Origin of the sequence: Streptomyces sp. NPDC052109, from assembly GCF_040680195.1 — a bacterium.
In the GTDB taxonomy this organism is placed as follows: Bacteria; Actinomycetota; Actinomycetes; order Streptomycetales; family Streptomycetaceae; genus Streptomyces.
In genome coordinates this window covers 286,708-308,724 of record NZ_JBFAWF010000008.1, presented here as the reverse complement: position 1 = coordinate 308,724, position 22,017 = coordinate 286,708, and the positions used below count along the sequence as shown (strand labels likewise).

The following is a 22,017-nucleotide window of genomic DNA, read 5'->3' as shown; positions in this document are numbered from 1 at the left end:
CCGGGGTGCGTCCACTCGCGCTCACCCTGGGCGAGCTCGACGAAGTTCTTGACCGCTGCCGAACCCGGCGCGAGACCACCACCGGGGATTGGCTTCCCGCATCGATGAGCACCGTCAGCGTTGTGATCCCCTGCTACAAGTACGGCCATTTCCTCGCCGACTGCGTGAGCAGCGTCCTGGACGAGCAGGACGGCGTCGACGTCCGGGTCCTCGTCATCGACGACGCCTCACCCGATGACTCGGCGGAGATCGCCCACAAGCTCGCCGCCGCCGATCCGCGGATCGAAGTCCGCGTCCACGAGACCAACAAGGGCCACATCGCCACCTACAACGAGGGCCTCCTGGACTGGGCCGACGGCGACTACGTCGCCCTCCTCTCCGCCGACGACAGGCTGGTCCCGGGCGCGCTGGCGCGGGCCGCCGCGCTGCTGGACGCCCATCCCGAGGTCGGGTTCGCCTACGGGCGCCCCCTGCGCTTCCAGCACGGCGGCCCGCTGCCCAGGGCCCGCACCCAGAGCACCGGGTCGATCGTCTACCCCGGCCAGTGGTGGCTGGAACGGCGGTTCCGCGAGGGCACGGGCTGCATCACCTCGCCGGAGGTCGTCGTCCGCACCAGCCTCCAGCGCACGGTCGGCGGCTACGATCCGGCCCTTCCCCACGCCGGCGACATCGAGATGTGGATGCGGCTCGCCGCACACGCCGACGTCGGCTACGTACGCGGCGCCGACCAGGCCTTCTACCGCGTCCACGGCAAGAACATGTCCACCACCGACTTCGGCGGCCAGCTGGACGACCTGCGTCAGCGTCTCGTGGCATTCGACTCGGTGCTCGCCAAGTGCGCCGACCGGCTGCCCCACGCCGAGCGACTGGCCGAGGAGGTCCACACCCGGCTGGCCCGCTTCGCGCTGCGCCGGGCGTACCGGGCCTTTGACCGGGGGCGCACCGGGGTCGTTCCGGTCGACGCCTGCGTGGCGTTCGCCGAGGAGTGCCTGCCGGGATACGCGGCGCTGCCCGAGTACCGGGCGCTGCGGCTGCGGCGGCGGATCGGTCCGGCGGCGATGCCGTATCTGCAGCCGCTGGTGTGGTCGGCCGTGGCCGAGCGGGGGCGGGAGTGGCTGTGGTGGGAGTCGTGGAAGCGCCGCGGCATCTGATGGTCCGACAGATGACGTCAGCCCGTCACGGGGACCGCGCCGGGGCTCCGGCGGTGGCCCGGGAGCAGCTTCCGGCGGCCCATGGCGTACCGGTCCAGCCACAACGCGCCGAGAACACCGCCGGCCACGCCCAGCAGCGCCGTACCCGCCAGGCCCCTGCTCTTGTCGCCCAGCACCTGGGCGGCGCTCGGGGAGGTCAGGGCGGAGGCGGTGATCCGCGACCCCGCCGGCACCCCCTGGGCCGTCTGCAGCGCGTCGACATGCCTGATGTAGACGTCGACGATGCGGCGCACCGTCGCCACGGCGGTGCCGGGGTCGGACGCCTGCGACTGCACCTGCAGCGACGGGATCAGATAGCGCGGTGTCGCGCTGGTGCCGCTGTTGCGGGGGACGAGGCGGTAGGTGCCGTGGACACCCGCCGCACTCAGCTCCCTCGCACCGGAAGGGGATCGCAGCTGCTGGACGACCGCGTAGGAGACCACGGCGAGCGGTGGCTGCAGATTGGTGAGCTGGTTGGGCTGGTTCTGCGTCACGGGCGGCTTGAGGACGACGACCGTGGAGCCGACGTACTGGGGAGCGGGGCGCACCACGTGGTACGCCCCGACGGCCGTCAGCAGCAGCGCGGCCACCAGGACGTACCAGCGGCGGAGCAGTGCGTCGGCGACGTTCCCGGGCGACATACGAGATCCTTCCGTCGCCCCCGATACTGGCAGGACGCGCGGCGGGATGCCACCGAATGGAGGGATGGTTCATGAGCCTTGGTGAGATATGGGCCATTCTCCGCAGACGTTGGTATTTCATGGTGCCCTTCACCCTGCTCAGCCTGCTCGGTGGCGCGTACCTCTACGCGACCGTCCCCGTCTCCTACCAGTCGCAGAGCTCGGTCGCGCTGCTGGACTCCTCGGCCGTCGCTCGGCTGGCCCCCACCTTCGGCAACCCCCTGTCCAACGCGGGCGGTTCGCTCATCGTCACGGCCGACGTGCTGATCAGGGCGCTGGAATCGGACGACGCCGCCAGGGAGTTGCACAGCCGGGGGGTCACGGACCCCTACACCGCCGGATTCGCGCCGGACAGCGACAGCCCGTTGCTCCTGCTCAGCGTCACCGGCACCGACCGCGCGAAGGTGCTGAAGGAGACCGACACCCTGACCGCCTTCGCGGGCGAGCAACTGAACGTCCTGCAGGCTGCCTCCAAGGTCCCTCCGGCCTACACGGTGCAGACGGCGAGCGTCGTCCTGCCGCAGACCCCGGTGGCGAAGTCGAAGAGCCGCTACCAGGACATCGCGGCCGTTGTCATCCTGGGCGTCGTCAGCGCGTTCCTGCTGTCCATCCTGATGGAGGGCGTCGCGGTGGTGCGCCGCCGGCGGCACGCCGCCAGGAGCGCCGCCCCGCGACCCGGGCAGGACCCCGCCCCCCACCGCACACGAGTGGCCTGGCCGAACCGCCGGGTCGACGCCACCGCGATCCTCACCGTCTACCTGGTGCTGGCCTTCTTCATCCCGTCGAACCTGGCCCTGCCGGCGCTCGGCGGCGTCGGCACCCCCGCCAACGTCTTCGCCCTGCTCGGACTGTTGTGGTACCTCGCGACCTGGCTCGGCGGCCGCATCCTTCCGGCGCCGGGGACCAGGCCCGTGCGGATCGCGATGTGCGTGCTCGGCCTGGCCGTCCTGGCGGCGTACGTCGCGGACGCGTTGCGCGACAGCTCGCACGAGGAGGTCCTCGGGGCCGACCGCGGGCTGATCGGCTTCCTGGTGTGGGTGTCGCTGGTCGTCCTGACCTCGGCGGGAGTACAGGACCGCGGCCGGCTGGACGTCCTGATGCGCCGGGTGGTGGTGCTGGGGTCCGTGGTCGCCGCGATCGGCTTCTACGACTTCTTCGCGGCCACCAACATCGCCGACTCCCTCCACATCCCGGGCCTGCAGACCAGTGTGGCCCAGGTGAGCGTCATGGACCGCGGCGCCTTCACCCGGCCCCGGGCCACCACGGCCCAGCCGCTGGAGTTCGCCGGCATGCTGGCGATCCTGCTGCCCTTCGCCGTCCAGCAGGCCCTGGATCCCGTACGGCGTCACCTGCCGGTGCCGCGCCGCTGGGGACCGGTGGCGCTCATGGCCGGCGCGCTGCCCCTGACGGTGTCACGCACCTCGATCATCGGCCTGCTGCTGGTCGCCCTGGTGATGGTGCCGCGCTGGAAGCCGGCCCGGCGCTGGACCGCGATCGGCGTGATGACGGCCTCCGTGGCCGTCTTCAAGGTGCTCATTCCGGGGCTGATCGGCACGATCACCGGCCTGTTCGCCTCGTTTCTGTCCAACTCCGACAGCAGCACACAGGCCCGCACGGTCAAGTACAGCGCGATCGTGCCCTATCTGAAGGAGCATCCGCTGTTCGGGCGGGGCTTCGGGACGTTCACACCCGACCTGTACTTCTTCACGGACAACCAGTACATGCTGACCCTCGCCGAGATGGGCGTGCTCGGGTTCGTCGCCCTGCTCGTGCTGTTCGTCACCGGCATCCACCACGGCGGTGCAGTACGGCGGCTGGCCCGCACCGAGTCCGACCGCGAACTGGGGCAGGCCTTCTTCGCCTCGTCGGCGGTCGCCCTGGTCATCAGCGCCACCTTCGACTCCCTGAGCTTCCCGATGTTCGCCGGCATGTTCTTCCTGATACTGGGCGCGGGGAGCAGCTACCTGGGCTTCGCCCGGCGCGAGGCGGCCGCCGCCGTGCCCGCCGCCCGAAACACCTCCGAAGCCCGGCTTCCCGAACTCCTGGAGACCCGTTGAGCCGCGTCGCCGTCATCGTCGTCACCTGGAACAGCGCTTCGGTGCTCCCGGGGTTCCTCGCCGCGCTTCCGCACGGCATGGCCGGCCTCGACTGGCGGCTCTTCGTCGCCGACAACGACTCCGCCGACGACACCGTCGAGCTGCTGCGTGCGCTGGCCCCCGAGGCCACGCTCGTCCAGACCGGCCGCAACGCCGGGTATGCCGCCGGCGTCAACGCGGCGCTGGGCGCCGCCGACGCGTGGGACGGCGGATACGAGGCCGTGCTGATCTGCAATGCCGACACCCGTATGCGCCAGGGCTGCGCCAGGCGTCTCGTCAACGGGCTCGCCGACGGAGTGGGGATCACCGTCCCCCTCCTGTACGAAGAGGGCCGGGACACCCCCCACTACTCGCTGCGCCGCGAGTCGAGCGTGTCCCGGGCGCTCGGTGAGGCCCTCATCGGCAACCGCAGGGCCGGGCGCTTCCCCCACCTGAGTGAAATCGTCACCGATCCCGCCGCGTACCGGCGGCCCACGCGCGCGGACTGGGCGACCGGCGCGCTCATGGCCGTCTCGGCGGGTTGCCTGGCCGACTGCGGATCGTGGGACGAGTCCTTCTTCCTCTACTCGGAGGAGACCGAGTACTGCCTGCGGGCGCGGGACCTGGGACACGCCACGCGACTGGAGCCGACGGCCGAGGCCGTCCACCTGGGGGGCGAGTCCCAGGTCTCGTCCCGGCTGTGGACCCTGCTCACGCTCAACCGCGTACGCCTGTACGGGCGACGCCACGGGGCCGCCGCCACGGCCTGCTTCCGCGGTGCCGTGTTCCTGCGCGAAGCCTCGCGGGCGCTCCTCGGCCGCAGGGCCAGCCGTGCCGCGGCCGGCGCGCTGCTCAGGCCGGGCGCGCTTCGGGCCACGCCGGGACCGTGACGGCCGGGCCGAGCAGGCTCAGCCGGACCACGTCGTATAGAAACTCCCGGGATTCACCAGGTACCGCACGGTGGGGAACGGCAGGTGCCGCACGCTGTGGCTGCGGCCGTACCGGTAGACGAGCTCCCAGTCCTCACGCGGAAGCACCTCCGGCGTACGCCTGACCCGGCTGAAGTGCAACGACCTGTCGCGCCGGGCGACGAAGGCGTTGGTGTCCAGGAAGGACTCCCGCGCGGCCCGGCGCCGGTCGAACGGCACGGACAGGATGTCCCGCTCGGTCCCGTCCGGCAGGACGCGGCGCAGCGCGGTGTAGACGCCGTCGGGCCCGCCGGGAGACTGCAGTACCGCCAACGCGCGTTCCAGATGGTCGGGTTCCCACAGGTTGTCGTCGTCCAGGAACGCCACATACCGCGAGCGGGTGAGGCGGATGCCGACGTTGCGCACCACGCCCGCCACACCCGTGTTGCGTGCCAGCGAGACGGCGAACAGCCGCGGATCGTCGGGGAGTTCGGGCAGGCCGGCGCCGTCGTCGACCACGATCACGATCTGGTCCCGAACGGTCTGGGCCAGGGCCGAGCGGACGGCCGCCCGCAGTTCGTGGGGGCGGCGGTGGGTGGCGATGACCGTGGCGAAGAGGGCGGCGGGAAGGGGGGCGGCCGCGGCCGCGAGGCGGCGGGCCTCCGTGGCTTCGAAGCGGCGCAGCCGCAGCGCGGAGGGCGCGAGGAGGACCTTGTTGCGGAGCTCGAAGAGGACGAGCCAGCCGAAGGTGCGTTTGAGCAGTTCCCAGGGGGCGCGGACGACGCGTCGCATGATCCTCTTCCTCAGTCGGCCGGCTCGGGACGGACAGGGGTGCCGTCGGAGAACCGGTTGCCGCGCCAGACGTTGCCGGAGCCGCCGGGGTTCCAGGCGGTGACGGCGCCGTAGACGCCGGCGTTGCGGTGGTACCGGGTGGAGAAGACGTTGTTCGTCACCGTGATCCCGGTGGCGCCGGCGCCACCGCCGTACAGGGCGTACGCCCCACCGGCCAGCAGGTTGCCGTCGACGACCGTGTCGGAGACGTGGCCGGTGTCGGCGAACAGGCCGATGCTCGCGGACGCCCCCCGGTCGACGGCGACGGGGTTGAGCAGGCTGTTGTGCCGGATGATCAACTTGCCCTTGCCGCCGCCGCCGCTGATCACCGCGTCGGTGTGCTGCCACTCGCCGCCGGCGTTGCGGAAGGGGACCAGGTCGTGGACGTAGTTGTCGTGGATGTGCCCCTGCCCCATCGACAGGGCGTTGCCGAAGACGGAGACGTCGCACCAGCCGACCTCGACGGAGCTGGTGCCCATGTTGGAGACGGCGTAGTCCACGCCGCCGTTGTCGGGGCCCTTGCCGGGGACGGCGGTGATGGTGGTGTGGAGGATCCGCAGGCCGCTGTAGCCGGGGCGCAGGTTGACGCCCCACCAGTTGGCGGAGGTGATCCTGGTGTCGACGACGGTCACGTGGTTCGCGTAGATGTCGAGGGAGCCGGTGATGTCCCACCCTTTGATGACGGTCCCGTCGGTCCTGACGGTCATGTTGCCGGTGGAGTGCGGCGTGAGGGGGACACGGGGGCCGGTGCTGCGGGCGTCGGGGAAACCTGCTTCCCCGGGTGCCGCGCGGCCGGTGGGGGGCGTGGCCTCGCCCCCGGCACCGGGGCGGGCCGTGTCCTTGCCGTCGGCACCGGGGGAGGGGGGAGTACCGCCGGCGCAGGCGGTGGCCAGCGCGAGCGTCAGGACGGCGAGCAGGCGGCGGAGCCCGGTCACGCGGTCTCCACGGTGCGGGAGCCGAGCAGGATGCGGCGGCCGGGCAGGACACATACCGCGTAGCAGACCAGGGCGGCGACGGCGACGGCGCAGAGCGCGGGGGTGCTCTCGCCGAGGAGCCGCTTCGCGGCAAGAAGCACCAGGGCCATCGCGACTCCCCCGAGCAGGGGCCAGGCGCAGGCACGGGCGATGGGGACGAGACCGATCCCGGCCCGGTTGAGAGCGTGGAGGAAGGCGGGTACGACGAGACCGGCGGCGACCAGGACATGGCCCTGGGAGACGCCGACGATGCCTCCCAGGCGTGCGCCGACGAGGAGCACGGGGACGAGGGCCACGACCCAGAGGCCCTGGACGAGCAGGAGGGCACGGCGCTGCTCGGTGGCGACGAGGCAGTCGTAGGCGAGTTCACAGCCGATGCGGACCAGGCCGAGGGCCATCAGCCAGGGCAGCGCGGTGGCGGCGGGCAGCCACCGGCTGCCGTACACGAGGTGCACCACCGGGGCGGCGAGTCCGCCGAGCAGCACGCACAGCGGGACGGTGCCGGCGACCAGTACTCCCAGGGCGCGGCTGAAGCCCTGGGCCAGCGCCTGCGGGGAGTCGGCGAGCCGGGAGAAGCCGGCGAACGAGACGCGTCGGGCCGCCTCGGAGATGATGCGGACCGGCCAGCCGGACATGTTGAACGCCAGGACGTAGAAGCCGAGCGAGACCTGGCCCAGCGAGGAGCCGACGACCATGGTGTCCACGTTGACGACGGCGAGGGCGAGCAGGCTCGCGCCGGCCAGGGGTAGCCCGAACTTCAGTAGCGCGCGGGCCTGTTCGGGATCCCAGCCGAACCGCAGGGTGCCGGGGGCGGCCAGGGCGCAGCCGACGAGGGCGGCGACGTTGCCGGCGACCGCGCCCCAGGCGAAGCTCATCGCGCCCCAGCCGGCGAAGGCCAGCACCAGGGTCACAGCGGTGCTGAGGACGAAGTTGGCCGCGTCGATGAGCATGCGCCTGCCCTGGGCGAACTCCCGGGTCAGGAAGCCGGCGGGCACCTGGGCCACCCCGTCCGTCACCACGCACAGGCACATCACCCGCAGCACGCCCGAGGCCTCGGGCGAGCCGAGCAGCCCGGCGACGGCCGGTGCCGAGACGAACAGGGCGGCGTACAGCAGCCCGCTGGACGCCGCGCTCAGGGTGAGCACGGTCGGTGCGAAGCGGCGGGGGTCGCCGTCCCAGCGGATGACGGCCAGGCCGACACCGAGTTCGTTGGCGGAGAGCAGGACCAGGAGCACGGTCTGGGCGATGCCGTAGACGCCCCACTGAGCCGGTCCGAGGGCGAAGCGCGCCAGCAGGATGCCGGTGGCGAAGTTGCCGAGGCGCATGACCACGGTGTTGATCAGGCTCCAGCGGGCCGCGTTGCGGACCTTCCGGCCGAGAGAGGCGGGAGCGGGGGTGTCGCTCGGTTCAGCGGTCTCGCTGTCCGGTGTGCGAACGCTGTCCATGAGTCGACTCCTCGTCGAGCGGCTCGGCGGCGGGCGCCACGGCCATGGCGGCCCGTGTGGCCCTCGGCTCCGTGGCGGGCCCGCTCTCGGCGGACCGCGACCAGGCGGGCGGCGGCCGGAGGGCCATCGTCTGTTCCGCGACCGGTTCCCCGGCCCCCGGCTCGGGGGCGGTGACCGGCTGCGTCGGCTCGTCCGGTCGCACCGGTGCGCGCGACCTGCGGCGCGCCTCCGCGTAGAAGACGGCGACCAGGCTCAGCACCAGGCCCAGGCACCCGGCCATGACCAGGTACTCGAGCCGGGTCTTGGTCTGCGCCGCCGGGTCCTGCGGAGGCACGATGGTCGTCATGCGGATCATGGCCTTCGGGGCGACCGACTGCTGTCGCTGGAACTGGTCGAGCCGTTCCTGGGCGTAAGCGGTCAGGATGCGGTCCGAGGCCAGCACGGCGGCCTTGTCGGTGCCGGTCACCGTCAGCCACATGAGCGGGCCCTGGGCGTTGTCGGCGAGTTTGGCCTCGAAGGTGCCGGTGAGGCCGCGCGACTTCAACTCACGGACGGACGCGTCGGAGTTGAGGTTGCGGGCCAGGCTGTCGGCCATGCCGGTGAGCGAGGTCTGGGTGCTGAGGAAGGGGTTCCCGTCGTAGGCCAGGGTGGCCTTCTGGGAGTTCAGCAGGACCACCGTGCTCTGTGACTGGTAGGTGACCGGAACCACCAGGGCGACGGCCGCCGTCACGGCGGCGGTCAGCAGTAGTCCGGGCAGCAGCACGTACCAGCGCCTGCGCATGACCCGGACGATCTCCGCGAGATCCATGGTGGTCCCCCCTAGCGACCTGACGTTCGACGAGCATAGGACGAGCGGATCATATGGGGGACGTTCGGTCGGTGGGCCTCGGCCGGGTGCGCGCGGTGCCTCCCCGCAGCAGCACCTCCGCGATGCGGTCGCTCGCACGGCCGTCCCACAGGTCCGGCCGGCGCCGTGCGGGCGGATCGTCCAGCACCCGGTTCACGACGGACACGATCCGGGCCGGATCCCGGCCGGCCAGCACATTGGTGCCCTGCTCCACGGTGATGGGCCGCTCGGTGTTGTCGCGCAGGGTCACGCACGGGACGCCCAGCGCGGTGGTCTCCTCCTGGATGCCGCCCGAATCGGTCAGCACGAGGCGGGCGGAGTCCTGCAGGGCGATGAAGTCCAGGTATCCGGCGGGCGGCACCAGCCGGATACCCGCGGGGACACCGATCTCGGCCAGCCGTTCGGCCGCCCGCGGGTGCACGGGCAGCAGGAGCGGGCAGCGGCCGGCGATCTCGCCCAGGGCCTTGAGGAGCCCGGCGAGGACCTCCGGGTCGTCCACGTTGGCGGGCCGGTGCAGGGTGACCAGCCCGTACTCGCCCCCGGCCAGGGCGTGTCGGGCGAGGACGTCCGAGGCCCTGGCCCGTTCCAGGTTGGCCAGCAGTGTGTCGATCATGACGTTGCCGACGAGGTGGATCTGGTCGTCCCGGTACCCTTCCGAGCGCAGGTTCTCGGCGGCGTCGGGCGAGGGGGCCAGCAGGTAGTCGCTGACGCGGTCGGTGACGACGCGGTTGACCTCCTCCGGCATGCTCCAGTCGCGGCTGCGCAGGCCGGCCTCGACATGGGCCAGCAACGGTCCGGCCTTGGCCGTCACCAGGGCGCAGGCCAGGGTGGAGTTGATGTCGCCGACCACGACGACGAGGTCCGGCCGGACCTCGTCGAGGAGCGGTTCGAACGCGGTCATCACGCGTCCGGTCTGCTCGGCGTGGCTGCCGGAGCCGACGCCGAGGAAGCGGTCGGGCGGCCGGATGCCGAGGTCGGCGAAGAACACGTCGTTCATGGCCGGGTCGTAGTGCTGGCCGGTGTGCACGAGGACCACTTCGGCGCCCCGGCGTTCCAGGGCGTCCATCACCGGTTTGATCTTCATGTAGTTGGGGCGCGCCCCGGCGACGCAGACGATGCGCGGCATGGCTCAGAGCACCTCGATCGTGGGTCCGGACGGCAGCCGTCGACGGCAGTCGAGGACGAACGGGGCGTGCTCGGCGACGAGTTCGTAGTCGAAGCCGTCGTGGTCGGTCAGCAGCACCACCACATCGGCGTCCGCCAGCTCTTTCGGCGTCAGCTCGACCCGCACCAGCCGGGCGTCCACGGGAAGGCTCTCGACGACGTGCGGGTCCGCCGCCTTGACGTGGGCCCCCATGTCGAGAAGGAGTTGGGAGATGCGCAGGGCGGGCGACTCGCGTGCGTCGCCGGTGTTCTTCTTGTACGCCAGGCCGAGCAGCAGGATGCGCGAGCCGTTCACGGACCGGCGTCTTCGGTTGAACAGGTCGCTGATGCGGCGTGCCACGTACTCGGGCATGTGGCTGTTGATGTCGTTGGCCAGTTCCACGAAGCGGAAGCTCTGGCCGAGTTCGCGCTGCACCCGCCAGGACAGGTACGAGGGGTCGATCGGCAGGCAGTGGCCGCCCACGCCCGGTCCGGGCGTGAACTTCATGAAGCCGAACGGCTTGCTGGAGGCGGCGTCGATGGCCTGCCAGACGTCGATGTCCAGATGATGGGCGAACATCGCGATCTCGTTGACCAGCGCGATGTTCACGTGACGGAAGGTGTTCTCCAGCAGTTTGGCGAGTTCGGCCTCCTTGGGCGAGCTCACCGGCACGGTGGTGTCGACGAGTTGCCCGTAGAAGTCCTGAACGGCCTTGAGTGACGCGGCGTCGACGCCGGACACGACCTTGGGGGTCTCCTTGAAGCCCCACACGGTGTTTCCCGGGTCGATCCGCTCGGGACTGTAGCCGAGGTGGAAGTCGGTGCCGGCGGTCAGGCCCGAGCCGTCCTCCAGGATCGGGGCGAACAGTTCCTGGGTGGTACCGGGGTAGGTGGTCGACTCCAGGACGACCGTGGCTCCGGGACGCAGATAGCGGGCGAGGGTGACCGCCGATTCCTTGATGTAGCGCAGGTCGGGAGTGCCCTCGTGCAGCGGGGTCGGGACGGTCACGACGGCGACGTCGAAACCGCCGCAGTCCCGCGCCGATTCGCTCGGGCGGTAGGTGCCGGCGTCCAGGGCCGCGCGGATCCGCTCGGAGGAGACGTCCTCGACGAAGGACTCACCGGAGGCGAGGCTCTTCACCCGCCGGGAGTCGACGTCGTAGCCGATCACCTCGTGGCCGACCTCGGCGGCCCGGATGGCCAGCGGCAGGCCGACGTAACCCTGTCCAACCACGACGACGCGCATCAGTGACTCCTGTTCGCGGAAGCGGGTGACGGGGTGAGCCGGATGAACTCCCGTGCCGTCATGAGGAGGAATGCGACATTGGTGGTGAGGTAGCGCCTGCCGAGGCGGCGCGGCTCCTGCAGGGCGCGGTAGAGCCACTCGAGTCCCCACCGCTGCCAGGATCCAGGGGCCCGCTTGGTGACCCCGGCGAGGATGTCGAAGGAGCCACCGACGCCGTGCACGACGCGGGCGCCGGTGCGCGCGCCGTAGGCGGCGGTGAAGATCTCCTTCTTCGGCGAGGTCATGCCGAGGAACAGCATCCGGGCGCCGCTGCGGGCGATCGCGTCCGCGACGGCCTCCTGCTGGAAGTCGTCGAAGTAGCCGTTGCGGCTGCCGGCCACCTTCAGGCCGGGGAAGCGGTCGGCCACCCGGCACAGCATCTGCTCCAGGACCTCCTGCCGGGCGCCGAGGAAGTACACCGGCACGCCTGCCGATTCGGCCTCGGCCAGCAGCCGCAGGAACAGGTCGATACCGGCCACACGCTCCGGCAGCGGCGCGCGTAACACCCGGCCGGCCCAGACGACGGCCTGTCCGTCGGCGAGGACCAGATCGCAGCCGGCCACGGCCCGGGCGAGCCGTTCGTCCCGCCGCATGTTCACCAGCTTCGCGGCGTTGACCACCCCGATCTCGAGCTGTCTGCCCTCCCGCACCGCGTCCAGGCAGCGCTGCACGGTCTCGTCCATGGTCAGCGGGTCCAGCTCGACCCCGAACAGGGTCCGGCGCTCGCTCATATCCGGCCCCCCTGCCAGGCGTAGAGCATCCAGCCGAATTCGTACGGCCGGCATTCGCGGTCCACGGACACCGGGCGGTACACCCGGTCCAGGGACTTCAGCCGCAGGTTCGGAGCGACCCGGGTGCCCAGTCCCCGGGCGGCGCGTACGGCCTTCCTCGGATCGCCCCGGTAGACCTTGCGCCAGGTGGCGCCGAGCTCGTCGAGGATCAACGGCTGCCGGGTCTCGGGGCGTTCGGCCAGCTCGGGCACGTCCGTCATCCAGCGCAGACCCTTGCGGATCGACGCGCCGAAGTCGGTGCCCCCGGCGTCGGTGAGATCGAACAGGGCGGTCGGTGCCATCGCGTGCTGGTGGACGCTGTAGACCGGGTAGCCCTCCACGACACCGCCGGTTCGGGCGTCGTAGTGCCACCACCACTGCCCGCCGTCGCCCTGCAGCTCACAGATGCGCGCCGCGCACGCCTCGGCCGCGGCCAGCGCCTCGGGATCGCCGTCCCCGTCCCCGCTTGCGTGGGCGCGCGCCAGCGCCTGGAGCGGGTACGTCTGGTCGGCGAAGCAGCTCACGTGCGCCCGGTACCAGGGCAGCAGGCCGGGCCCGGTCGCGTGCGGGAACAGCGGGCTGGCCCCGATCCGGGCCCGCAGCAGTCGGTCGCGAGCTTCGGTGAAACGTCTCTCCACATCGATCGTGTCGCGCGCCGCCGCGAGAGCGGACAGCACCCACGCCGCCTCGACGGTGTACTGCGGCCGGCCGTCCTCGTCCAGGGCGTCCACCCGCGCGACGGCGTCGGACAGTTTGGGGTGCCCGGTCTCGGCGGCGGCCCAGGCGATGAGCGCGGCGTCACCGAGGTTCGTCACCGCGGGCAGCGACTCGATCAGCAGGCCCGTGAACTCCTGGGCGGTACGCCCGCCGAGCACCGCCCGCTGGCGTTCCTCGGGCAGGAAACGGACCCCCAGCGCGGTGATGGCCGCGTACCGGGTGCTCGTCCCGCGGCGCTCCAGGGCCCAGGAACCATCGGGCGCCTGCCGTCCCGCCATGGTGAAGGCGAAGGCCTCACCGCCGGGGAGCAGCATCGACGGAAGTCCCGACTCGGCGACAGCGAGCAGTCGTTGGGCGAGGGCGAGCAGCGGCGGCTCCACACGCCCGAGCGCCGTCAGACGTGTGTTGGTCATCGTTCGGACACACCGACCCCCCTGTGGGTCCTCATGTGCGCAGGCTTGTGTTCGCCGCGGCCGGACGGCCGGGCGGCGTAAAGGCGAGGCCGGCGTCAGACGTCGGAGCGGCTGCCACTCCTCGCTTCAGGCACAGCTGTCCCCACCGGTAACCCCCCCTGGGCACTACTGGTTCGTGTGCTCATTGTGCTCGGTCAGCACAGTTCGCACACATGTTATGCCGGTAGATGTTCGAGCATTTGCGTTTTGCGGGAAACCGGAGTCACGCGCGTTCGACGAGTCCGCCGTCCTTCTCGTCGTAGAGCGCGCCTGTCTCGGGGCACTTCCATCCGCCCGGCTCGCCTTCCCGTTCGACCAGGCGAACGCCGGCCCTGCCGACCCAGCCGGTCCGGCGCGCCGGAACGCCCGCCACGAGGGCGAAGTCCGGCACGTCCCGGGTCACCACGGCGCCCGCCGCGATCAGGGCCCAACGGCCGATGCGTACCGGTGCCACGCACACCGAACGGGCCCCCAGCGAGGCCCCCTCGGCCACCACCACCGCCACGGCCTCCCAGTCTCCGCCGCGCTTGAGCCGGCCCCGCGGGTCCACCGAACGCGGGGAGTGGTCGTTGGTGAGCACCGCCGCCGGACCGACGAACACGCCGTCACCGAGCACCGCGGGTTCGTAGACCAGCGCGTGATTCTGGAGCTTCACGTTGTCGCCGATCCGCACGCCCGGGCCGACATACGCTCCCCGGCCCACGATGCACCCGCGGCCCAGCCGGGCGTCCTCCCGTATCTGCGCCAGGTCCCAGACCGTCGTTCCGTCGCCGACCGTGGCCGTCTCGTCGACCTGGGCGGTCGGCTGAATCCTGAAGCTCACCTGGCTGAACCTTTCTTCTCGTCGAGCAGGGCCGGAAGCGCCTCGTGCAGGGCCTCGCGCCAGGGACGGATCGGTTCGATCCCTGCCCGGCGCCAGCCGGTGTGTCCCAGAACGCCGTACGCGGGGCGGGGAGCGGGCCGGGCGAAGGAGGCGCTGGTGGTCGGCCGGACGCGTCCGGGGTCCGCGCCGAGCAGCCGGAAGACCTCCCGGGCGAGGCCGAACCAGGTCGTGTCCCCGCCGCTGGTGCCGTGGTAGATCCCGGCGGGCGCGCCACCGGCGAGGGCGGCCCGCCCGAGCCGTACCAGCCGGTCCGCCAGGTCCACCGTCCAGGTGGGCTGTCCGCGCTGGTCGTCGACGACGTCGACGGTGTCCCTGGCCGACTCGAGCCCGATCATCGTGTCGACGAAGTTCCCGCCCCCCGCCCCGTACAGCCAGGCCGTGCGCACGACGTACCCCGCGGCGGGGAGCGCGTCCAGCACGGCCCGTTCCCCCACCAGTTTGGTACGGCCGTACGCGCTGCGCGGTGCCGTCGGGGCGTCCTCGGCGTAGGGGCTGGTCCCGTCGCCCGCGAACACGTAGTCCGTCGAGATCTGGACCAGCCGGGCACCGGTCTTCGCGCACGCCTCGGCGAGGTGCCGGGGCCCGTCGCCGTTGACCCGCAGGGCGTCCGCCTCGCGTGCCTCAGCGTCGTCGACGGCCGTCCAGGCGGCGCAGTTGACCACGATCCGGGGACGGAGTGCGTCGACCGCGCCGTGCACGGTGTCGGCGTCCGTGATGTCGAGACTGCCACGGGCCAGGCCGACGGCGTCCTCGCCGTCCCGGTGAAGCCGCGCCAGAAGTTCCTGCCCGAGCATTCCGGCCGCGCCGGTGATCAGCCACGTGGTGGTCACAGCGCCGCGCGCTCCTTGAGCGGCTCCCACCAGGCGCGGTTCTCGCGGTACCAGGTGACCGTCTCCGCAAGGCCGACGGCGAAGTCCTTGCGGGGCTCGTAGCCCAGCTCCGTACGCAACTTGCCGCAATCCACCGAGTAGCGGCGGTCGTGGCCCTTGCGGTCGGCGACGTACTCGACACTGGCGTCCCAGTCGGCGCCGCAGGCGTCCAGCAGCAGAGCGGTCAGCTCCCTGTTCGACAGCTCGGTGCCGCCGCCGATGTTGTAGACCTCACCGGGGCGCCCCCCGGTACGTACGAGCTCGATCGCCTGGACGTGGTCGTCGATGTGGAGCCAGTCCCGGACGTTTCCGCCGTCGCCGTACAACGGGACCTTCTTGCCGTCCAGCAGGTTCGTGATGAAAAGGGGGATGACCTTCTCGGGGAACTGGTGGTGTCCGTAGTTGTTGGAGCAGCGGGTCACGCGCACGTCGAGGCCGTGGGTGCGGTGGTGGGCGAGGGCGATCAGGTCACTGGACGCCTTGGAGGCCGCGTAGGGGGAGTTGGGGCTCAGGGGGTCCGTCTCCGGCCAGGAACCGGAGTCGATGGAGCCGTACACCTCGTCCGTGGAGATGTGCACGAAGGTCCTCGGTCTTCGGTGGCGCAGCGCCGCGTCCAGCAGGGTCTGGGTGCCCAGGACGTTGGTCCGGACGAACTCGCCGGCGCCCCGGATGGAGCGGTCCACGTGCGACTCGGCGGCGAAATGGACGACCTCGTCGTGCTCGGCGAGGAGCTCGTCGACCAGCTCGGCGTCGCAGATGTCGCCCTTGACGAAGGCGAATCCGGGGTGATCGCGGACCGCGTCGAGATTGGCCGGGCTGGCCGCGTAGGTCAGCTTGTCCAGCACCGTGACCGCCACACCGCCCGGGCCGACCGGACCGAGCAGCGTACGGACGTAGTGCGAGCCGATGAAACCGGCACCGCCGGTCACCAGGATTCTGGTCGTCATGACGAGATCTGCACCTTGCTGTGGTCGCCGAGGACGAAACGGTGGGCGGCGGGCTTGCGGGCCGCGGGAGTGACCTCGACGCTGCGGCCGATGAGCGAGGCCTCCACCCGACGGACGCCGCTCACCGAGGAGTCACGCAGCACGATCGAGTACTCGATCTCGCTGTCCTCGATCCGGCAGCCGTCGGATATCGAGGTGAAGGGGCCGACGTAGGAGTCGCTGATCACGGTGTTCGCGCCCACGGCCACCGGGCCCACGATCCGGCTGCCGGTCACCTTCGCCCCGGCCTCGATCCGGACCCGGCCGATGATCTCGCTCTCGTCGTCGACCGTCCCGTCGATCCGGTGTTCCAGGGTCTCCAGCACCGAGCGGTTGACCTCGAGCATGTCGGTGACGTTCCCGGTGTCCTTCCAGTACCCGGAGATCGTCGTGCTGCGCACGTCGCATCCGGCGTCGATCAGCCACTGGATGGCGTGCGTGATCTCCAGCTCGCCACGCCAGGACGGCCGAATGGAGCGTACGGCCTCATGGATCGCCGGGGAGAACATGTACACGCCCACCAGCGCCAGCTCGCTCTTGGGCTGCTTCGGCTTCTCCTCCAGGCCGATCACCTGGCCCGCCGCGTCCAGTTCGGCCACGCCGAACGCGGTCGGGTTCGGCACCTTCGTCAACAGGATCTGCGCCGCCGGCCGCTCGGTGCGGAAGGCGTCCACGAGATCGGTGATGCCGCCGACGACGAAGTTGTCGCCGAGGTACATCACGAAGTCGTCCTCGCCGAGGAACTCACGGGCGATCAGTACCGCGTGAGCGAGCCCCAGCGGCGCCGCCTGCGGGATGTAGGTGACCTCGACGCCGAACGCGGAACCGTCACCGACCGCCTCGCGGATCTCCCCGGCGGTGTCCCCGACGACGATCCCGACGTCGGTGATGCCCGCCTCGGCGATCGCCTCCAGACCGTAGAACAGCACCGGTTTGTTCGCGACCGGTACGAGTTGCTTCGCCGACGTATGCGTGATGGGGCGCAAACGGGTACCTGAGCCACCGGACAACAAAAGTGCCTTCATGCGTGTCACCCTACGCACGCCGGACTCGCTGACGGGGGGATTCCGCACACCAGGGGGCCCGCCCGCAACGGGCGGGGCCCACCGGATGTCACGCGGGGAACCGTCCTGCGGCCGCCTCCTCGCCCCCTTGGTCCGTCATTGCTGGGAGGCCGCCGGTTCCGGCTGCCGCTCGCCGGGCGGGGTTCCCGGCTTGAGGGTGACGGAGGTGTAGTGGTTGGCGAAGAAGTACGAGTAGGACAGGGCTTCGTCGATGTTGCCGAGCTGGTTGCTCATCATGGACATCAGCGCCGTCGTGCGGGAGCCGTTGCCGGCGTAGGCGGTGAACCGGTGGTTCGGCGGCAACCCGGTGGCGCCTATGGTGACTTCGTCGATGCCCGGGAGGGCCCGGACCAGGGCCGTGCCCCGGCCGGAGCCGGCAGGGACGCGCAGGGTGAGGTTCTGCGTGCGCATGTCCAGACCTTGCCGGCCCAGGTTGTTCGTGGTGGTGGCCGGAGTGCTGCGGGCCACGTACACGAGCGCCATGGGCGACTGGCCGACGTGCAGAGTTTTGATCACCGACATCGTGTGTGTGTCGATGACGTCGACCGCGTCGGAGTTCTGCAGGGCGACGTAGATCCTGGTGTTGTCGGGGCTCGGCCAGATGCCGTGGGAACCGTGACCGTTGTTGTGAATGGTCTTCACCAGCGTGGGCGGCGCCCCGGTTCTCGATCGGCGGTACACCAGGGTCTCGTTCAGTCCGCCCACCGTCTGGTAGGCGTAGTCGACGCCGCCGACGGTGACGAAGTTGGGGTGGTTGGTGCGCGGTCCCGTGTTCAGCACCGCCTCCACACGCAAGGTGCGGGCATTGACCACCGCGGTGGTCCGGCCGTTGGTGGGCATGCCCAGCCAGATGTCCCGGCCGTCGGGTGAGATGGCCTCGTCGGAGGACCCACCCGCCTGTTCGGGGACCGGCAGGCGCTTGATGATCCGGCGCGAGGCCACATCGATCATGTCCAGCCTCGAGGCGCGCAGGTGGTTGACGTAGGCGAGTGTGCCGTCGGGGCTGAAGACCACCTTCGACGGCCCGTCTTCGCTGTAGATCCGGTCGACCTCCCTGCCGGCCCGCCAGTCGAGCACCGAGATGTAGTCCTGGCCGCGCACCGCCACCCACAGCCGCGTGCCGTCCGGCGAGAAGAATCCCTCGTGCGGCGCCCGGCCGACGTACATGGTGCGCACTACTTTGTTGGTTGCGGTGTCAATGACATGGACGGCGTTGGTGGTCACGTCGATCACGTCGAGCCACTTCCCGTCCCGGGAGAAGCCCAGGCCGTGCACGTCGATCTGCCCGTCGTACATGGCCCCCAGCACGTCCGCGCTGGGGCTCAACCGCGGCTTGCCCAGGGCGATCGTGCCCAGCACCGAATTCGTCGCCGGGTTGATGACACTGATCGTGTTGGAGGCCTGGTCGGCGGTGTACACCCGGTCGTTCCCCGAGATCCGTTGCGCCCCGGGCAGCGCCGGAGGCTGGACCGGTGCTCCCGGCACGGAGGGGCCGGCGCTCGACGCCGCCGAGGAGCTCGGCACGGCACCCACGGAGACCGCGGCTTCCTGCGTCCAGGGCGTCACGCAGGCGGCGATCGACGCGCACACGAGCGCCGCCACGAACGCGGGGGTCAGACTGGGTCTTATACCCATGTTCACTCCTTGTGGTCATGTGCCGGCGCAGGACCCCGCGTTTCACGTGCCGGCGGCGCTCGGGCCTGAGGGGACCGTGCCGCCGTGGCGGGAGGGAGAGTGCGGCAGGGGCTGGTCACTGCGCTCGGCAGGGGCCGCCGGGGAGGAGTCGTCGCCGACGCATAAAGGAATCTAACGGACACTTTCGGCCCGCTCACCTCGGCCGGAGGTTTTCACCCGGACGGCCCCTCCGCCCGGCGAACGGGCGGACGAGGTGGGCGCGAGGGAAGTACCGTGAGATCCGGCGGACGTGACAGGCGGAAGCCGGTGGCCGTGGTCTCCGGAACCCGGTCGGCGCCGGCCTGCGAGGCCCGCTCCTGGGCGCGCACCCGGCCCGATGACCGAACTGCGGTACCTGCTCGGCCTGTTGGCGCCTTCGCCGAACGGCGACGACGAGCGCACCGAGCACGACGGCGAAGGAGACCTCTCCGCAGACGCGCGGAAACACACACAGGCAGTTGTGCGTGGATCTTCCGGGCGGACCAGAGGAGGACCGCCCGCCCCGCGGGGTTCGGCGGGGCGGGGGGCGCCGCGGTACCCCGTTCGTCGCTGGGAGACTGCTCGGCGGGCCCCCGGGTGTGTCGGTTGCCGCCGGCCGGCGCTCCTCAACCGGTGAGGCAGTGCATTGCTCCGTTCGGATGGCCCCCGGCGGGTGTGGCCCGAACGGCCCTGTCGGGTACCCGGCGGGTCGGCGGAGGGTGGGGCGTACAGAGACCGGCGCGTACGACGTACCGGCCGCTGCCCCGACTCGGAAGGGAACCCGGATGTCCGTCGACACGCAGCAGGCGCCCACTCAGCCGGCGGAGGACGAGCTGAGGTCGCTGGATGCCCACTGGCGCGCCGCGAACTATCTCGCCGTCGGCCAGATCTACCTCATGGCCAACCCCCTGCTGACCGAACCGCTCCGCCCCGAGCACGTGAAGCCCCGGCTCCTGGGCCACTGGGGCACCTCTCCCGGCCTGAACCTGGTGCACACCCACCTCAACCGCGTCATCAAGGCCCGCGACCTGGACGCCCTGTGCATCTGGGGCCCGGGCCACGGCGGGCCCGCCGTGCTCGCCAACTCCTGGCTGGAGGGCTCGTACACCCGGACCTACCCGGACATCACGCGCGACGCGGCCGGTATGGCGAGGCTCTTCAGGCAGTTCTCCTTCCCCGGCGGCGTACCCAGCCACGTCGCGCCCGAGACGCCGGGCTCGATCCACGAGGGCGGCGAACTCGGCTACTCGCTCTCCCACGCCTACGGCGCGGCACTGGACAACCCCGGTCTGCTGGTCGCCTGTGTGATCGGCGACGGCGAGGCGGAGACCGGTCCGCTGGCCGCCTCCTGGCACTCCAACAAGTTCCTCGACCCGGTCCACGACGGCGCTGTGCTGCCGATCCTGCACCTCAACGGCTACAAGATCGCCAATCCGACGGTGCTGGCCCGGATGCCCGAGACGGAACTCGACGAGCTCCTGCGCGGCTACGGGCACGACCCCCTCTATGTCACCGGCGAGGATCCGGTGGTCGTGCACCGGGCGATGGCGCAGGCCCTGGACACCGCGCTGGACCGCATCGCCGCGATCCAGCGCACCGCCCGTGAGAACGGGGGCGCCGAGCGGCCCCGCTGGCCGGTCCTCGTGCTGCGCACTCCGAAGGGGTGGACGGGCCCGGTGGAGGTCGACGGCCTGCCGGTGGAGGGCACTTGGCGCTCCCACCAGGTTCCGCTCGCCGCTGTCCGGGACAACCCGGAGCACTTGCGGCAGCTGGAGCAGTGGCTGCGCTCGTACCGGCCGGAGGAACTGTTCGACGAGCACGGGGTCCCGCGCGCCGAGGTGCTGGCCTGCATTCCGGACGGCACCCGCCGTCTGGGCGCGAATCCACACGCCAACGGCGGGCTCCTGCTGCGCGAACTGCCCCTGCCCCCACTGGAACGCTACGCCGTCGAGGTGGACAAGCCGGGCGCCACCCTGCACGAGCCGACCCGCGTCCTCGGCGACATGCTCCAGGACGTCATGGCGGCCACCGCCGACCGTCGTGACTTCCGCCTGGTCGGCCCCGACGAGACCGCCTCCAACCGGCTCCAGGCCGTCTACGCGGCCAGCGGCAAGGCCTGGCAGGCCGGCATGCTCGACGTGGACGAACACCTCGACCGGCACGGCCGCGTGATGGAGATCCTCTCCGAACACACCTGTCAGGGCTGGCTGGAGGGCTACCTCCTCACCGGACGGCACGGCCTCTTCTCCTGCTACGAGGCGTTCGTGCACATCGTCGACTCGATGGTCAACCAGCACATCAAGTGGCTGCGCACCACCCGCCGCCTGCCCTGGCGCGCCCCCATCGCCTCCTTCAACTACCTGCTCACCTCGCACGTATGGCGGCAGGACCACAACGGCTTCTCCCACCAGGATCCCGGGTTCGTCGACCACATCCTCAACAAGAGCCCCGAGGCGGTACGGGTCTACTTCCCGCCGGACGCCAACACCCTGCTGTCGGTGGCCGACCACGCGCTGAGCAGCCGCGACTACGTCAACGTGATCGTGGCCGGCAAGCAACCCTGCTTCGACTGGCTGTCGATGGACGAGGCGAAGGTGCACTGCGCACGAGGCGCGGGGATCTGGGAGTGGGCCGGCACCGAGGACGGCACGCGCGAACCCGACGTGGTGCTGGCCTGCGCCGGCGACGTACCCACCCAGGAGGTGCTGGCCGCCGCCCAGCTGCTGCGCCGGCACCTGCCCGAGCTGGCCGTGCGCGTGGTCAACGTCGTCGACATCGCCCGGCTGCTGCCGGGCGAGGAACACCCGCACGGGATGAGCGACTTCGAGTACGACGGCCTCTTCACCGCCGACAAGCCGGTCATCTTCGCCTACCACGGCTACCCTTGGCTGATCCACCGCCTGGCCTACCGCCGCACCGGACACCGCAACCTGCACGTGCGCGGCTACAAGGAGATCGGCACCACGACCACGCCCTTCGACATGGTGGTCCGCAACGACCTCGACCGCTACCGCCTCGTGATCGACGTCGTCGACCGCGTTCCGGGTCTCGCGGTCCGCGCGGCGGCCGTACGCCAGCAGATGGCGGACGCCCGGCAGCGCCACCACTTGTGGATCAGGGAGCACGGCATGGACCTGCCCGAGGTCGCCGACTGGACGTGGGACGGCTGAGTCGGCCGCATCCCGTCCCGGCCGCCCGGCGACGCCCGGCAGGGCAGCCGGGGGCCCGGCCGCACGCCGGTCCCG

The 22,017-nt window shown here is 71.2% G+C and carries 18 protein-coding genes; 4 read left to right on the top strand and 14 right to left on the bottom strand.

The window, feature by feature from the left end:
- The coding region (locus tag AB0L59_RS19630; RefSeq protein ID WP_365585039.1) for a glycosyltransferase at window positions 1-1,151 on the top strand (1,151 nt) is incomplete at its 5' end.
- 17 nt (window positions 1,152-1,168) lie between these two features.
- Here the strand turns inward: AB0L59_RS19630 and AB0L59_RS19625 are convergent.
- Window positions 1,169-1,831, bottom strand: a complete 663-nt coding sequence (locus tag AB0L59_RS19625) for a hypothetical protein (RefSeq protein ID WP_365585036.1) — start codon at window positions 1,829-1,831, stop codon at window positions 1,169-1,171.
- A gap of 119 nt (window positions 1,832-1,950) precedes the next feature.
- On the opposite strand from AB0L59_RS19625, the gene AB0L59_RS19620 reads away from it, so the two are divergent.
- Both AB0L59_RS19620 and AB0L59_RS19615 read left to right on the top strand, forming a co-directional pair.
- Entirely contained in the window at window positions 1,951-3,927 is a 1,977-nt protein-coding gene (locus AB0L59_RS19620) for an O-antigen ligase family protein (RefSeq protein ID WP_365585033.1), read from the top strand.
- Complete coding sequence (locus tag AB0L59_RS19615; protein ID WP_365585031.1) at window positions 3,924-4,835, top strand: glycosyltransferase family 2 protein; 912 nt, start codon at window positions 3,924-3,926, stop codon at window positions 4,833-4,835. Before AB0L59_RS19620 ends, AB0L59_RS19615 begins: the two co-directional genes overlap by 4 nt.
- Window positions 4,836-4,853: 18 nt before the next feature.
- Here the strand turns inward: AB0L59_RS19615 and AB0L59_RS19610 are convergent, their stop codons facing one another.
- The 13 genes from AB0L59_RS19610 to AB0L59_RS19550 form a co-directional block, all read right to left on the bottom strand.
- The gene (locus tag AB0L59_RS19610) at window positions 4,854-5,645 is read right to left on the bottom strand and encodes a glycosyltransferase family 2 protein (protein WP_365585029.1); all 792 of its coding nucleotides are present in this window, start codon (window positions 5,643-5,645) and stop codon (window positions 4,854-4,856) included.
- Window positions 5,646-5,656: 11 nt separating this feature from the next.
- Window positions 5,657-6,619, bottom strand: a complete 963-nt coding sequence (locus AB0L59_RS19605) for a hypothetical protein (protein WP_365585026.1) — start codon at window positions 6,617-6,619, stop codon at window positions 5,657-5,659.
- Complete coding sequence (locus AB0L59_RS19600) at window positions 6,616-8,103, bottom strand: oligosaccharide flippase family protein (protein ID WP_365585023.1); 1,488 nt, start codon at window positions 8,101-8,103, stop codon at window positions 6,616-6,618. Before AB0L59_RS19600 ends, AB0L59_RS19605 begins: the two co-directional genes overlap by 4 nt.
- Entirely contained in the window at window positions 8,066-8,911 is an 846-nt protein-coding gene (locus tag AB0L59_RS19595; protein ID WP_365585020.1) for a Wzz/FepE/Etk N-terminal domain-containing protein, read from the bottom strand. The genes AB0L59_RS19600 and AB0L59_RS19595 overlap by 38 nt, the downstream gene beginning before the upstream one ends.
- 49 nt (window positions 8,912-8,960) lie before the next feature.
- Window positions 8,961-10,076 (bottom strand): UDP-N-acetylglucosamine 2-epimerase (non-hydrolyzing), encoded by a 1,116-nt coding sequence (gene wecB, locus AB0L59_RS19590; protein ID WP_365585017.1) that lies wholly within the window; start codon window positions 10,074-10,076, stop codon window positions 8,961-8,963.
- 3 nt (window positions 10,077-10,079) lie between these two features.
- The gene (locus AB0L59_RS19585) at window positions 10,080-11,339 is read right to left on the bottom strand and encodes a nucleotide sugar dehydrogenase (protein WP_365585014.1); all 1,260 of its coding nucleotides are present in this window, start codon (window positions 11,337-11,339) and stop codon (window positions 10,080-10,082) included.
- Window positions 11,339-12,109 carry a WecB/TagA/CpsF family glycosyltransferase gene (locus tag AB0L59_RS19580; protein WP_365585011.1) on the bottom strand — a complete coding sequence of 257 codons (771 nt, stop codon included), beginning with the start codon at window positions 12,107-12,109 and terminating at the stop codon, window positions 11,339-11,341. Before AB0L59_RS19580 ends, AB0L59_RS19585 begins: the two co-directional genes overlap by 1 nt.
- Window positions 12,106-13,278 (bottom strand): hypothetical protein, encoded by a 1,173-nt coding sequence (locus AB0L59_RS19575; protein WP_365585008.1) that lies wholly within the window; start codon window positions 13,276-13,278, stop codon window positions 12,106-12,108. Before AB0L59_RS19575 ends, AB0L59_RS19580 begins: the two co-directional genes overlap by 4 nt.
- Window positions 13,279-13,540: 262 nt before the next feature.
- Window positions 13,541-14,140 (bottom strand): acyltransferase, encoded by a 600-nt coding sequence (locus tag AB0L59_RS19570; RefSeq protein WP_365585005.1) that lies wholly within the window; start codon window positions 14,138-14,140, stop codon window positions 13,541-13,543.
- The gene (rfbD, locus tag AB0L59_RS19565; RefSeq protein WP_365585085.1) at window positions 14,137-14,994 is read right to left on the bottom strand and encodes a dTDP-4-dehydrorhamnose reductase; all 858 of its coding nucleotides are present in this window, start codon (window positions 14,992-14,994) and stop codon (window positions 14,137-14,139) included. The genes AB0L59_RS19570 and rfbD overlap by 4 nt, the downstream gene beginning before the upstream one ends.
- A 32-nt stretch (window positions 14,995-15,026) precedes the next feature.
- Entirely contained in the window at window positions 15,027-16,016 is a 990-nt protein-coding gene (gene rfbB, locus AB0L59_RS19560; protein ID WP_365585002.1) for a dTDP-glucose 4,6-dehydratase, read from the bottom strand.
- On the bottom strand, window positions 16,013-17,080 hold the full coding sequence (locus AB0L59_RS19555) for a glucose-1-phosphate thymidylyltransferase (protein ID WP_365585000.1): 1,068 nt from the start codon (window positions 17,078-17,080) through the stop codon (window positions 16,013-16,015). Before AB0L59_RS19555 ends, rfbB begins: the two co-directional genes overlap by 4 nt.
- Window positions 17,081-17,215: 135 nt before the next feature.
- Window positions 17,216-18,754 carry a hypothetical protein gene (locus AB0L59_RS19550; protein WP_365584998.1) on the bottom strand — a complete coding sequence of 513 codons (1,539 nt, stop codon included), beginning with the start codon at window positions 18,752-18,754 and terminating at the stop codon, window positions 17,216-17,218.
- An 803-nt stretch (window positions 18,755-19,557) separates the two neighbouring features.
- On the opposite strand from AB0L59_RS19550, the gene AB0L59_RS19545 reads away from it, so the two are divergent.
- Entirely contained in the window at window positions 19,558-21,942 is a 2,385-nt protein-coding gene (locus AB0L59_RS19545) for a phosphoketolase family protein (protein ID WP_365584996.1), read from the top strand.
- Window positions 21,943-22,017: the final 75 nt, after the last annotated feature.